Origin of the sequence: Helicobacter cappadocius (genome assembly GCF_030688855.1) — a bacterium.
GTDB classification, from domain to species: domain Bacteria; phylum Campylobacterota; class Campylobacteria; order Campylobacterales; family Helicobacteraceae; genus Helicobacter_J; species Helicobacter_J cappadocius.
Map to the genome: position 1 here is coordinate 103,872 of NZ_JAUYZK010000005.1, position 13,559 is coordinate 117,430.

The window sequence follows — 13,559 nt, forward strand, 5'->3', positions numbered from 1 at the left end:
TGATTATAATAATATAAAATCTTTAAATTATCATGAAGGATTTTAATATGAAGAGAAATAAAATTTCTTATTTAGTATCAGCTATTTTATGTCCATTTATACTATTAGCAGATGACTCTAATGCGATAGGAGAAAAGAGTTATACGCTTGATAAATCTGTTGTTTCTGCTTCTGGATTTGCTCAAGATATTAAGGATGCTCCTGCCTCTATTTCAGTCATTAATGAGAAAAGTTTGCAAGAGGTTGATTACCATGATTTAGCTCAAGCAGTGTTTAATGTACCTGGTGTGGATATTGGTACAGGACAAGGAAAAACAGGGGGATATGAAATATCCATTAGAGGGTTACCTGCAAGTTATACACTTTATTTAGTAGATGGTTTGCGTCAAGATGTTGGTGGGGATGTTGGAACAGAAAACTATGGTTGGGCACAAGCACTTACAGTTTTTATGCCACCTAGGGTTGCTATTGATCATATTGAAGTTATAAGAGGTCCTATGAGTACTCTTTATGGAAGTGATGCACTAGGTGGTGTAGTGAATGTTATACTCAAAAAACCAAATATGCAGCAATGGGATAGTGCATTGGAATTTCAGACAACTGTTAATGAACGCAAAGAATTTAGCAATTATTATGGCGTCAATTTTTATACTTCAGGTCCAATTATCAAAAATAAACTTGCCCTTCAGCTTAGGGGAAATTATACCTATCGAAATGCCTCTGATGTTCAATTTAATTATACCGCAGTAGATGGAAGTGTAAAAACATCCACTCCGGGATATATAGGTAATCCTACTGAAGGAAATATTTACAATATAGGCTTAAGATTGGCTTATGCAATGGATGAGAAAAATTATTTTTATTTTGATTTTGCAAATGGCTATCAGAATTATGACAATCGCAAAAAGCAACTCGGAGACTTTACTTCTTCTCCTAAATTTTATGTGAATTATAGATATAACTATGTTTTAGCTCATTTAGGAACTTATGATTGGGGTCAAAGCAAAACGACTTTGCAGTATAACAATACCGTAAATCGTGGTCGTGTGGTCCCTTATCAAAAATCACTCACAGACACTAGCCATGAAAATAGGGATATTAAAGGTAATGACATGATTTTGCAGAGTCAATTCAACGTCCCTGTTTATACTAACAGTTGGTTTGCAGATACAATTACTGTAGGGGCACAATACTGGTTACAAACATTCCATGATTCTCCTTATGGGGCCAATCCATATCCTGTAAGTCATGATAGCACCAAAACTTCTGATGCTACAGATAAGACTCTAGTAACAACTAATTTTATTCCTTATGCAACTCCAAATGGTGTGAATACTTTGAAAAATCAAATCGCTGTATATCTAGAAAATCAAAGTATTTTTTTAGATAATATCATCTTGACTTTAGGGGCTAGATACACCTATGATCAGCAGTTTGGAAATAATATTTCCCCTCGTGCATATCTTACTTACAATCCTGTAGAGTGGTTTCAGGTTCGAGGCGGGGTATCTACAGGTTATAAGCAACCTTATTTGAGTGAAACGACGACTTCAGCTTTTGGTTTTGGAGCACAAGGAGGATTGCCATTTTTGGGAAATAAAGATCTCAAACCAGAAACTTCTGTGAGCTATGAGGGTGGCGTTGCTTTTGATTTTGAATATGTTGATTTTTCTGCTACTTATTTTAGAAATAACTATAAAAATAAAATCAATAGAGATTCTCTTAAATATGGCGATCCTGGTTGTTCAAATCCATATGTTGTAGGACATGATGCTAGTAGTATTGGATGCAGTATTAATGTAAATGTAGATGAAGCATATTCACAAGGCGTAGAAAGTACATTTTCTATCAAACCCATTTATGGATTTAGGCTTGATGCAAATTACACATTCACTCAAAGTGAGCAACTCACTGGAAAAAGTAAAGGTAATCCTATCACCAACACTCCAAAACATCAAGTCAATGTCAGCTTAGGCTATAATATATTAGGCAAGGCAGATGTTTATTTGCAAGGCGTGTATAAATCTGAAAGATACAGAAATGCAGGAAGTAAAAAAGAGCCAAAAATAGCTAAAGTTTGGGGAGATTATTTAGCAAAATGGTATAAGCCTTATTATGTTTTGAATCTTGGTGTGAATTATAAAATTAACAAGAATTTTCGAGTGAGTCTTGGAATTCAAAATCTTCTAAATACAAATTTTATTGATTATAGATCTTATGAAAAAGGTAAGGGAGCACAAGATAATCTTATCAATCTTTGGAATGCCAGTTATGAAGGAAGGCGATATTTTCTTACTCTTGCCACTGATTTTTAGAATCTAAATTGAGATTTGTTTATATAAGGCTTCTTTGAATTTATTATTTTTTTGTACAATTCCTAGAAAAAGGGAATATTTAATGGTTTTTTTCGGTTTTGCGAATTCTCCGATATTGAAGCAACGATGGAGGATATTTTGTAAAAACAAAAGAGCCTTTTATTCCCTATGGATTTTTATTATTTTGTTTCTTGTTTCAATGAGTGCAGATTTTATTGCAAATCAAAAACCATTGTTTATTTATAAAGATCATAAAGCTTATTTTCCTATTTTTATTAGTTACCCCGAAAAAGTTTTTGGGGGTGATTTTGATACAGAAGCTAACTATAATGATCCTTATGTAAAAAAACTCCTTCAAAATGCCTTTGTGATTTACCCTATTATCCCTTATAGCTACAATACCATAGTGATGGATTTGGATTCTCCAGCACCTAATCCTCCTAGTTTTAAACATTGGCTCGGAACTGATGATCAAGCTAGAGATGTGAGTGCGAGATTGCTTTATGGCTATAGAATCTCTCTTATTTTTGCTCTGATTTTGAGTTTTTTTAGTGTGATAATTGGTGTAAGTGTAGGAGCATTACAGGGGTATTATGGGGGAGCATTGGATTTATTTGGGCAAAGATTTGTAGAGATTTGGAGCGGAGTACCTATGTTGTTTTTAGTTATTATTATTTCTAGTTTTATTGCTCCGAATTTTTGGTGGATACTTGCTTTAGTGCTTCTTTTTAGCTGGATGAGTTTAGTTGGCGTAGTTCGTGCAGAATTTTTAAGAGGCAGAAATATGGACTATGTTAGAGCCTCTAAGGCATTAGGTAGTAGTGATATTAGAATTATTTTTTATCATATTTTGCCAAATGCACTTGTAGCAACCATTACTTATATCCCTTTTATCATGGCAGGGAGTATCGCTGCACTTACAAGTTTGGATTTTTTAGGTTTTGGAATGCCAGTAGGGAGTGCTTCTTTAGGAGAGCTTTTGTCTCAAGGAAAAAATAATCTCACTTCTCCTCATCTAGCAATAGTGGGATTTATGGCGGTGGCTATCTTGCTTTCTGTATTGGTTTTTATAGGGGAGGGTGTTCGAGATGCCTTTGATTCAAATGTCAGATAAATTACCATTATTAAACATCAGATCATTGAATTGTGGTTTTGTGGGAGGATTTGGGCTTAAAGATATTGATTTGGATATTTATGCTGGAGAGAGAGTGGGGCTTGTTGGAGAATCTGGAAGTGGAAAAAGTTTTATTTCCAATATGATATTGAAACTTTATTCCGATGTGCTTATAAAAAGTGGTAGCATAGAATTTGAAGGAAAGAATTTATTAGACTTAAAGAAAAAATCAATACAACTTCTTCGAGGTAAAGAGATCGGATATATTTCTCAAGAACCTTTAGGGAGTTTAAACCCCTTACATAAAGTTGGAAGACAGGTTTTAGAATCTTTTTTTCTACACCATACACATTTGAATGCAAAAACAATGGAACAAAAAGTGGATGAGATTTTTTTACGAGTTGGCTTAGATGTAAAACTAAAAAATCGTTATCCTTATGAATTAAGTGGAGGACAGAGACAAAGAATAGCTATTGCTATGGCTGTAATCAATAATCCCAAACTCCTTATTTGTGATGAACCAACAACTGCATTAGACATGAGTGTTCAAAAACAGATTTTAGATTTGCTTTATAATTTGAGTGAAATAAATAAAATTGCGATTTTATTTATTAGCCATGATTTGGGAATTGTGAAGGATTTTGTTAATAGGGTGTATGTAATGAAAGAGGGTAGAATTTGCGAAAAAGGGCAGGTGGAAAGAGTTTTTTCTTCTCCTGAAGATGCCTACACCCAAAAGCTTTTAGATGCTTTAGTTTTGCCCAAAAAAAAACTTTTACAAACAGATAAAAAAATATTTGAGGTTAAAGATTTTGCCATCAGTTATACAAAGGAAAACTTCTTTTTTGGCAAAAAGGAAAATAAGGTTCTATCAGAAATATTTCTAATTCTCCATCAATCTCAAACTATAGGTATAGTAGGAGAATCTGGAAGTGGAAAAAGTAGTTTTGCATTGGGAGTTTTAAGGCTAATAAAAAGCACAGGAGAAGAGTGGATTTTAGGAAATCGAGTCGATAAAATGAATCAAAAAACCTTCAAGCCATATCGAAGGGATATTCAAATCGTCTTTCAAGATCCATATGCTTCATTAAACCCTAGAATGAGGATATGTGATATTATCCTTGAGGCATTGAAGCTAGGAGAAATTAGAGAGAATGAAGGGGTTGAAAAAATTCTTGAATCTGTAGGGCTTAATCCTAGCTTTATGCAATCTTATCCTCATCAATTAAGTGGAGGACAAAGACAAAGAGTGGCTATTGCTAGAGCGATTGCACTTAGACCTAAAATCATCATTTTAGATGAACCTACATCCGCACTTGATAAAAGCACCCAAAAAATTGTGATCGAATTGCTTTTGAAACTTCAAAAAGACTATGGATTGAGTTATTTATTTATTAGCCATGATTTAGATGTGATCGAGGCAGTATGTGATGATGTGATGGTTTTATGGAAGGGAAGGATGATGGAGTATGGACGCACAAAAGAGGTTTTTACAAATCCAAAGAATCCTTATACTCAAGAATTGTTAAGTTCAAGAATGCGAGTTTAATGGGACTTGATAGATATTTTAATAAATTCTAAGCATATTTGAGTTATAATCTCCCATTAATGTAAATCTTTTGAAGGAAGTGTAATGAAAAAAGGCATTCATCCAGAGTATGTTCCCTGTAAGGTTACTTGTGTTACAAGTGGAAAAGAAATTGAAGTATTGAGCACTAAAAGTGAGCTTAGAATTGATATATCTAGTTTTTGTCATCCTTTTTATACAGGTAGTGATAAAATAGCTGATGCAGCAGGTAGAGTTGAGAAATTTAAACAAAAATATAGTCTAAAATAATTTTGTGCTGACCCTTTTGCCCACGCCTATAGGCAATTTGGCTGATATTACCTTGCGTAGTTTGCAGGTTTTAGCAGATTCAGATGTGATAATGTGTGAGGATGTTAGGGTTGGCAAGAAACTCATATCACTTCTTGAAAAAAATTCTCTAATTAAAGATAATTTTCCCAAAATTTTTGATTCCAAGCAGTTTATCCCTTTTCATTCCCATAATGAAAAAGAATTTTTAGATTCTATTCACAGGGGTTTTTTTGAAAAAAATATTGTATTTATAAGTGATGCTGGAATGCCTTGTGTGAGCGATCCTGGTATGAGCTTGGTCGCATACGCTATGAGCGAAAATATTCCTTATGATGTTTTGCCTGGTGTGAGTGCTAGTGTGAGTGCTTATTGTTTTTCAGGTATTGTATCTGATGGATTTTTGTTTGCAGGATTCTTGCCACATAAACAAAAAGACAGAAAAGAACGCATTGCTAATCTCATGCAAGGTATCTCGATTTTGCAACAAGATGTTGTGATTGTTGTGTATGAGAGTCCTCATAGGATTTTGGATTCTTTAGGGGATATTGTTTGTTTGTATCCAAATATTCATTTATTTGCCATCAAAGAGATGACCAAGTTGCATCAAAAATTTTTCTATGGAAAAGCGGTGGATGTTTTAGAGGAAATAAAAAAAGTCAATACTAATGGAGAATGGGTTTTGGTGATGAATGTAGAGAAAAAAATTGAACCCTCTCTTACTTTGGCTCAAATATCGCAAATGGATATTCCTCCTAAAGTAAAAGCCAAAATACTCGCTAAGCTTGAAAATAAAGATATTAAAAGCATCTATGAAAGAATCTGCAAAGAAGGACAAAATAGATGATTGTTTATGGTAAGCAAGTTGTGATGTATTTATTGCAATATCATCCTCAAAAAATTGAAGAAATTTATCTTGCCAAAGAGATCGAACCAAAGCTTTTTTCTATGATGGCTAAAAACAATAGGGTGATATTACGTGTAGATAATAAAAAAGCCCAAGCTCTTGCTAGAGGGGGGAATCATCAAGGTTTTTTGGCAAAAATAATCCCTCCTACTCATACTCCCATAAAGGATATTAAAAAGTTTAACAGACTTTTGATACTTTGTGGTATCACTGATGTTGGAAATATAGGAGCTATTTTTAGAAGTGCTTATTGTTTGGGAGTGGAAGGGATTGTCTTGGGGCTTTCAGAAAGTATTTCTTATGAAGGTGTATTGCGTTCAAGCGTAGGAGCTATGCTAGATATTCCATTTTGTATTTCCAAGAATGTTTTAGAGATTATCAATGAGCTAAAAAATGAAGGATTTTGCTGTTATGGAGCTGATATGAAGGGTGAAAATATTCAAGAAGTAAGTATAAAAAATAAATGGGCTTTATTTTTGGGAAATGAAGGTGCAGGATTAAATAGGAAAATTTTATCAAAACTTGATAAAATAGTGTCAATCAAAATAAAAAATGATTTCAATTCGCTTAATGTGAGCGTAGCTGCTGGAATTTTAATCAATAGGATGTGTTGAATGGATGAAGCGATAGATATACTCAAAAAAATTGGTGTCAAAGAAATCAACAAAACAACAAAGATTTCTATCAATAAAATAGAGGATATATTAGAAAAAAGATTTTCTAATGTGCAGAGGGTTCGCGTGGTTGGGTTTTTGAAAATACTTGAACGTGAATATAAAGTTGATTTGAGCTCTTGGCTCAAGGAGTATGATGAAAGGTTTTTTGTAGATATTGACACTCAAGATGATGGTAGAGATTTAGTAGTTGAACCTCCTGTGAGTAATCTGTATTTAGATACTCAAAAACAAAAAGATGATTTAATCGAAGAGAGAAAAAAACAGATTATTTCAAAAAAGCGATTTTATATTTTAATTGTTGTTGTGGTAGTTATCTTAGGTGGTTATCTTGTATATAAAAGTTTCTCTCATCATTCTGAAATGGCTGATACACAGGATATTGCACAAAGTTCTCAAACTACACAAGATGTTGATATATCTACTCAATTAACCCCTAAAGAATCTCAAGATGAAGCTCAAACATCTACAGGAGCCAAAAGTGATTTTGACTCCAAAGAAGATGGGAATGTTTCTGAAATTAACAAAATTCAAGCCCCTTCAGTTTCACCAGAACCTAAGGTTGCAAATAAAGCTAGTGATTTGGCTACTACATCTTCTGAGACATTACAGCCAAGTGATCAAAATATTCCTGAAGAAAGTGAAATTTTAGTAACTCCGAAAAAAAGCCTTTGGGTTGAAGTAATAGACTTAGATACCAAAGAAAAAAAACAAACCATCATTCAGGACAGCTATTCAATAAAAACTGGAAGTGATAGCTTGTTGATATCTTTTGGTCATGGAGAACTTACACTTCAAAACAATGATGAAAGGGTTGAATATGATAAGGCATATCCACTTAGATTTTTATATACTCCAAAAGATGGGCTTAAACAAATTCGATATTCAAAATATTTGGAATTAAGCGGTCAAGAACAATGATAAAAAAGTTTTTTTTCTGCTTTTTTTTGTTTGTGCTGACTTTATGGGGGGATATACTAGATGATAAAGTTCAAAACCTTATAGGCATGCAATCATATAATGTTAATAAAAACTTTATTGATAGGATTTTCAAAGACAGAGAAAAATTTTATTCTGATGGCAGACTTGATATTAAAAAAGTTGTCACCACATTAAAGGACAATGGTTTGTTGATATTGAAGTTTAGCGAACCTGGCGATCTTGATATTACTTTTGCTTCCCAGACAACCCCCATTTTCTTAGCTCGAAGCATTAATAGTGCCCTTTCTTCAATGGGTTATTCGTATTTTGCTGTATCACAGGCACAATACGAAAAAGGAATGTCGAAGATAACTTTTAGTTTTTCTACTGAACATGCATTAGATCCTTCTATTATTATTAACGAACTAGCTAAACGTGGATACATTTTTTTGGATATCAAAAGAAATTCAATTACTAGCTGGGAATATGATATTGAATTGGTGGATCCAAAACTTGCCAATACCAAACAAATAGAAGCCCCCCAAACTCTCCAAGTAACAGAAGTGAGTGGAGAGTACTGGTTTAGCGTAAAAGGGCAGGGAAATATGACTATTACGGCAAACACTACTTCTTGGCGTCCAAGAATTGTGCTTTATGATAAAAATCTACAAATCATCAATCTCATCACCCAAAGTGCAACCGCAAAAGAGATAACTTTGACTATTTTGGAAGGAGTTAGTTTTATTATGGTTACTGATGCTCAAAATCCTGCTATTATAAAAAATGGAATTAAAATAGATTTTCAAAATTTTGATAAGAAATAGGGAGGAGGGGCTTATGTTCGATGAAATAGAATTTGAAAAAATCAAGCGTCTACCAAAATATGTATTTGCAGCTATTAATGAGATCAAATTAGACATGAGACAACACAACGAAGATGTGATTGATTTTAGTATGGGTAATCCTGATGGCCCTACTCCACAACATATCATAGACAAACTATCTGAAGCTATTTCTAAGCCAAAAAATCATGGATATTCTGCAAGTAGGGGTATTTATAAATTGCGTTTAGGGATATGTAATTGGTATAAACGCAAATATAATGTTGATCTTGATGCTAATAGTGAAGTTTGTGTCAGCATGGGGAGTAAAGAGGGGTATGTGCATTTAATACAAGCGATCACAAACCCCGGTGATAATGCTATTGTCGCTGAACCTGCTTATCCAATTCATTACTATGCTTTTATACTCAATGGTGCAAATGTTGCGAGATTTGGTATCAAGTGGAATGAAAAAATGGAGCTTGATGAAGATCATTTTTTTAACAATATATCAAGAATACTCAAAGAGGCAATGCCTAAACCGAAGTTTGTTGTCGTGAATTTTCCTCACAATCCTACTACTGTTATAGCTTATAAAAGTTTTTATGAGCGTTTGGTGAGCTTAGCAAAGCAAGAACGTTTTTATATTATAAGTGATATTGCTTATGCTGATTTGTGTTATGATGGGTATGAAACACCAAGCATTATGCAGATAGCAGGAGCAAAGGATGTCGCTGTTGAAACTTATACTTTGAGTAAAAGTTACAATATGGCAGGATGGAGGATTGGTTTTGTGGTTGGTAATACCAAGATGATTACCGCATTGCAAAAAATCAAGAGCTGGATTGATTATGGCATTTATACTCCTATGCAGATAGCAGCAACTGTTGCTTTAGAAGGAGATCAAGAGTGCGTCGAGGATATCAAGAAAAAATATCAAAGACGAATGGAAGTATTGATAAAAAGTTTTAAAGAAGCTGGATGGGAGATAAATAAACCAAAAGCAAGTATGTTTATTTGGGCGAAAATTCCAGCATGTGTTGAGCATTTGGGCAGTCTTGAGTTTTCAAAAAGATTATTAAAAGAAGCCAAAATCGCCTTAAGTCCAGGTGTTGGATTTGGTGAGCATGGGGAAGGTTATGTGAGGATTGCACTGATAGAGAATGAAAAACGTATCAGACAAGCCTCAAGAAATTTGAAAAATTTTTTGAAGAACTTCCATTAATTAAGTCCTTTATCAAAGGACTTTTTCTCCCTTGATATATACTTCTTTTGGTAGAATATTTCCTAGTTCTTCGCTAGGGATATTGAAAATATCTTTATCAAGGATTTGAAAACTCGCTTCATATCCTTTTTCTAGCTTCCCTATATCTTTTAATCCCATTATTTTAGCTCCATTGATTGAGAGCATATCTATAGCTTTTGAAACGCTGATAGCTTCTTTTTTATTCATATCTTTGCCTGTAGAGCTGACACGATTTACACTTGCTCCAAGCGTTGTATATAGATTTTCTGGATCAACCCAAAGCGTAGCAGGAGAATCGCTAGAGAGGGTTGTGAGTACATATTCATCATCTGTTTTCATTCCATATGCCATTGCCAACAAATCAGGAGTTAAATTATTCTTATAAGCCATATATTCAGAAAAGAGAAAAATAGGTTGTGGAGCTATTCCAAAAGACATTTTAGCGTCTTTCATTGTTTTTAGTATAGGCACAGACATGATCGAGGCATGTTCTAATCTGATATTGGGTGTGTCTTTTAGCCAAGGTTGTATATCTTTGCAGGTATTGACAATAAATTCAATTGAAGCATCTCCCATTACATGAATAGCGACTTGCAGATGATTTTCTCTAGCATATTCGATCGCTTCAAGAAGTTCGGCCTCATCCATCATCTTCATTCCTACATCATTGCTATTAGGATAAGGTTTTTTCATAAATGCAGTTCTTCCAGCGATGCTGCCATCCATAAAAAGCTTGATACCCCCGATAAAAATATCCCCAACCTCTCTTTTTAAAGGTTTTTTGCCTAGCTTTTTGATAGCTCCCCACTCATAATAAAGTACAACTTTTTGTTTGAAACCTCTTTTTTTTGCCTCTTCATAGATACTGATTCTGTCATAAGGGTGAAAAAGACATAGCATATCAGCTACCGCACTCACTCCTAATGAATCATATTTTTTTCCTAGTTTAAGCACTTGAGTAATTGTATCTTCTAGACTATCAGGTTTTTGTTTGTTTGCGACAAGATTAATAGCTCCCATTTCATAGAAAATACCATTGGGTTCGCCATTTTCAAATCTTCCTATTTTGCCCTTTTGTGTGTCTTTGGTATTTTTATCAACCCCAGCTATTTCAATGGCTTTTGAATTGCAGACGATCAAGTGATAAGATGAATGATAGACAATCACAGGTTGAGTGGTGGAAACCTTATCAATATCTTTGCAAGTTGGAAGTCTTCCTTCGCTAAAAACATTTTCATCCCAGCCATAGCCCTCTATCCAATCATTAGGATTTCCTGTATTTTGAGGAGATTTTTTTAGGGCTTCAATCATTTCTGCTATAGAATTTACAAGTGGTGGCAGACATGGAACTCTATCGATATTTTTTGCTACCATACTAGGGTGGGTGTGTGAGTCAATAAAAGTAGGAATAACAAGGGAGTTTTTTAAATCCAAAGCATTTTCATTTTTGATGGATTCATTGTCTCCAACCCAAGCAATTTTTCCATTTTCTATACCCATTGCCTCGCAAAATTTCGCCTCTCCTTGAAAAATTTTACCATTCTTAAAATACTGCATTGTAAGTCCTTTTAGTTTGAAGTTTCACGTGCTAATAAATAAAATATATCAGTAAATAGTGAATGTGTGTATAAAAATATTTTTATAATGTACATTAGTGATACATATTGTTACTTGAATGCAGATAATCTAAAACGATAACAAATCAGTTGCATATTTTTGAAGAAATGATTGGATATTTTTTTTATGAGAAGTTATTTTTTGTACAAAATAGCTTCCTACCACAACAATATCAACCTTGCCCTGAAGTGCTTTTATTTGAGAGTTAGAATTGATGCCAAAACCTAATGCTATTTTTTTATTACAATTAGATCTTACAAATTCTATCCATTCAAATAGATCTTGATTGATATGAGTTTTTTTTCCAGTGATTCCAGTTCTTGCGACCACATAAACAAAATCACTTGGAGTTTTTGAGAGTTTTTTTATTCTCTCAGGGGTTATACCAGGGGCAATAAGTTCGATGACTTTAATTTCTTCTTCAAGGGCAAATTTTCTTAAACCTTCATCTTCTTCAAAAGGAAGATCAGGCACGATGATGCCTTTTGCCCCGCATTGTTTTGCTCTTTTGACGAAGTTTTTTATTCCATAGCTATAAACAATGTTTGCATAGGTTACGATGAGTATTTCACTAGAAGTATTTTCAGAGAGATTTTTGATAATATCAAAACCATCTTCTATTTTAAAACCGTTTTTTAATGCTTCAACACAAGCACTTTCAATAATAGTTCCATCAGCATTTGGATCAGAAAATGGAAATTGCACTTCTAAGTATTTTGCTCCACCTTTACAAATACCAAATCCCGCTTGAACACTCATTTCTTTGGTTGGATAACCTGCAACAATATGTCCCATTAACACATTCGTTTTTTTATTTTTCATCTTTTACTCTCACATTTTTGATTCTTTTGATTTCTTCTGTTAAAAATTTTTCCCAATCTTTAGGGTTGATAGCCTTTGCTGTGATGAATATATCTTTATCTCCTCGTCCAGATATATTGGCGATGATTTTTTTGTTTTTTGTTTTTTTGGAGATATTGATGACTTCTGCTAGAGCGTGAGAAGATTCTAAAGCAGGAATAATGCCTTCGTGCTTTGCAAAAAATTTCAAAGCTTCAATAACTTCACTATCAAGGGCTGAAGTGAATTCAATCCTTCCAATAGATGCCAAATAAGCTAGTTGAGGTCCAATTCCAGCATAATCAAGACCAGCACTAATTGAGTGAGTGGGAGAAAGATTGCCTTCTTTGTCTTGTAAAAAAATACTTTTATAGCCTTGTGCAATACCTGTGCGCATATCCTTATTTATTCTAGCGGCATTTTGACCTGTTGCTTTTCCAATACCTCCAGCTTCTACACCGATGAGATGCACCTGTTTGTCATTTAGAAATTCGGTGAAAAACCCTATTGAATTGCTTCCTCCTCCAACACAAGCTATCATAATATCAGGAAGATCTGAGAAATAATCCTTGCATTGTTTTCTGACTTCTTTTCCAATAATACTCTGAAGATCGCGTACGATATCTGGATAAGGATAAGGTCCCAATGCACTTCCTAGCACATAAAATGTTTCACTACTCTCTTTGCTCCAAACTCTTAATGTCTCATTAACGGCATCTTTGAGAGTTTTTGTTCCTGAAGCTACACTTATAACTTTCGCTCCAAAAAGTTCCATATTGAAAACATTTGGTCTTTGTCTTGCAATATCAATCTCTCCCATATATATTTCGCAACTAAGCCCTAGTTTTGCAGCAGCTGCGGCAGTAGCTAGTCCATGTTGTCCAGCTCCTGTTTCGGCGATGATTTTTTTCTTCCCCATTTTTTTTGCTAACAAAACTTGTCCAATAGCGTTGTTTATTTTATGTGCTCCTGTATTGGCAAGTCCTTCAAATTTAAGATAGATTTCATTTCCTAATATTTTTGAAGCATTTTTTGCGTAGATAAGTGGAGTGGGGCGACCTACAAAATGTTTGAGTAAATCTTTTAGTTCTGTTTGATAAGCTTTGCTTGGAAAGATTTTTTTATATGCTTTTTCAAGTTCAATTAGTGCAGGACGCAATATTTCAGGAGTATATTGTCCGCCGAAATCTTTTGAATCGCCAAAAAATTTATGATGGGATTTTAGAGGTATTTTTTTCATTTCTTTCTC

At 34.0% G+C, this 13,559-nt stretch carries 12 protein-coding genes; 9 read left to right on the forward strand and 3 right to left on the reverse strand.

Annotated features, from left to right (window positions below; translation table 11 throughout):
* Positions 1-47: 47 nt before the first annotated feature.
* The 9 genes from Q5I06_RS04650 to Q5I06_RS04690 all read left to right on the forward strand — a co-directional run bounded on the left by Q5I06_RS04650 (position 48) and on the right by Q5I06_RS04690 (position 9,832).
* The gene (locus Q5I06_RS04650; protein ID WP_305516795.1) at positions 48-2,315 is read left to right on the forward strand and encodes a TonB-dependent receptor domain-containing protein; all 2,268 of its coding nucleotides are present in this window, start codon (positions 48-50) and stop codon (positions 2,313-2,315) included.
* Between the two features lie 82 nt (positions 2,316-2,397).
* Positions 2,398-3,429, forward strand: a complete 1,032-nt coding sequence (locus Q5I06_RS04655; RefSeq protein ID WP_305516794.1) for an ABC transporter permease — start codon at positions 2,398-2,400, stop codon at positions 3,427-3,429.
* Positions 3,404-4,978, forward strand: a complete 1,575-nt coding sequence (locus Q5I06_RS04660) for a dipeptide ABC transporter ATP-binding protein (RefSeq protein ID WP_305516793.1) — start codon at positions 3,404-3,406, stop codon at positions 4,976-4,978. The genes Q5I06_RS04655 and Q5I06_RS04660 overlap by 26 nt, the downstream gene beginning before the upstream one ends.
* An 84-nt stretch (positions 4,979-5,062) precedes the next feature.
* The gene (gene rpmE, locus Q5I06_RS04665) at positions 5,063-5,266 is read left to right on the forward strand and encodes a 50S ribosomal protein L31 (protein ID WP_095294080.1); all 204 of its coding nucleotides are present in this window, start codon (positions 5,063-5,065) and stop codon (positions 5,264-5,266) included.
* 4 nt (positions 5,267-5,270) lie between these two features.
* Positions 5,271-6,131: a 16S rRNA (cytidine(1402)-2'-O)-methyltransferase gene (gene rsmI, locus Q5I06_RS04670; protein ID WP_305516792.1), complete on the forward strand. Its 861-nt coding sequence runs from the start codon at positions 5,271-5,273 to the stop codon at positions 6,129-6,131.
* Entirely contained in the window at positions 6,128-6,805 is a 678-nt protein-coding gene (gene rlmB, locus Q5I06_RS04675; RefSeq protein WP_305516791.1) for a 23S rRNA (guanosine(2251)-2'-O)-methyltransferase RlmB, read from the forward strand. The genes rsmI and rlmB overlap by 4 nt, the downstream gene beginning before the upstream one ends.
* Positions 6,806-7,786: a hypothetical protein gene (locus Q5I06_RS04680; RefSeq protein ID WP_305516790.1), complete on the forward strand. Its 981-nt coding sequence runs from the start codon at positions 6,806-6,808 to the stop codon at positions 7,784-7,786.
* Positions 7,783-8,610 carry a hypothetical protein gene (locus Q5I06_RS04685; RefSeq protein WP_305516789.1) on the forward strand — a complete coding sequence of 276 codons (828 nt, stop codon included), beginning with the start codon at positions 7,783-7,785 and terminating at the stop codon, positions 8,608-8,610. The genes Q5I06_RS04680 and Q5I06_RS04685 overlap by 4 nt, the downstream gene beginning before the upstream one ends.
* A gap of 13 nt (positions 8,611-8,623) precedes the next feature.
* A complete protein-coding gene (locus Q5I06_RS04690; RefSeq protein WP_305516788.1) occupies positions 8,624-9,832 on the forward strand; it encodes an LL-diaminopimelate aminotransferase in 1,209 nt (402 codons plus the stop codon).
* 12 nt (positions 9,833-9,844) lie between these two features.
* Here the strand turns inward: Q5I06_RS04690 and Q5I06_RS04695 are convergent, their stop codons facing one another.
* The 3 genes from Q5I06_RS04695 to trpB form a co-directional block, all read right to left on the reverse strand.
* The gene (locus Q5I06_RS04695; RefSeq protein WP_305516787.1) at positions 9,845-11,410 is read right to left on the reverse strand and encodes an amidohydrolase; all 1,566 of its coding nucleotides are present in this window, start codon (positions 11,408-11,410) and stop codon (positions 9,845-9,847) included.
* A gap of 129 nt (positions 11,411-11,539) precedes the next feature.
* Positions 11,540-12,292 carry a tryptophan synthase subunit alpha gene (gene trpA / locus Q5I06_RS04700; RefSeq protein ID WP_305516786.1) on the reverse strand — a complete coding sequence of 251 codons (753 nt, stop codon included), beginning with the start codon at positions 12,290-12,292 and terminating at the stop codon, positions 11,540-11,542.
* Entirely contained in the window at positions 12,282-13,550 is a 1,269-nt protein-coding gene (trpB, locus tag Q5I06_RS04705; protein WP_305516785.1) for a tryptophan synthase subunit beta, read from the reverse strand. Before trpB ends, trpA begins: the two co-directional genes overlap by 11 nt.
* Positions 13,551-13,559 lie beyond the last annotated feature (9 nt).

Bases quoted from the DNA above. Each gene is read 5' to 3' on its own strand.
- Q5I06_RS04650 (WP_305516795.1), top strand. From the start codon at position 48: ATGAAGAGAAATAAAATTTCTTATTTAGTATCAGCTATTTTATGTCCA.
- Q5I06_RS04655 (WP_305516794.1), top strand. From the start codon at position 2,398: ATGGTTTTTTTCGGTTTTGCGAATTCTCCGATATTGAAGCAACGATGG.
- Q5I06_RS04660 (WP_305516793.1), top strand. From the start codon at position 3,404: ATGCCTTTGATTCAAATGTCAGATAAATTACCATTATTAAACATCAGA.
- rpmE (WP_095294080.1), top strand. From the start codon at position 5,063: ATGAAAAAAGGCATTCATCCAGAGTATGTTCCCTGTAAGGTTACTTGT.
- rlmB (WP_305516791.1), top strand. From the start codon at position 6,128: ATGATTGTTTATGGTAAGCAAGTTGTGATGTATTTATTGCAATATCAT.
- Q5I06_RS04680 (WP_305516790.1), top strand. From the start codon at position 6,806: ATGGATGAAGCGATAGATATACTCAAAAAAATTGGTGTCAAAGAAATC.
- Q5I06_RS04685 (WP_305516789.1), top strand. From the start codon at position 7,783: ATGATAAAAAAGTTTTTTTTCTGCTTTTTTTTGTTTGTGCTGACTTTA.
- Q5I06_RS04690 (WP_305516788.1), top strand. From the start codon at position 8,624: ATGTTCGATGAAATAGAATTTGAAAAAATCAAGCGTCTACCAAAATAT.
- Q5I06_RS04695 (WP_305516787.1), bottom strand. From the start codon at position 11,410: ATGCAGTATTTTAAGAATGGTAAAATTTTTCAAGGAGAGGCGAAATTT.
- trpA (WP_305516786.1), bottom strand. From the start codon at position 12,292: ATGAAAAATAAAAAAACGAATGTGTTAATGGGACATATTGTTGCAGGT.
- trpB (WP_305516785.1), bottom strand. From the start codon at position 13,550: ATGAAAAAAATACCTCTAAAATCCCATCATAAATTTTTTGGCGATTCA.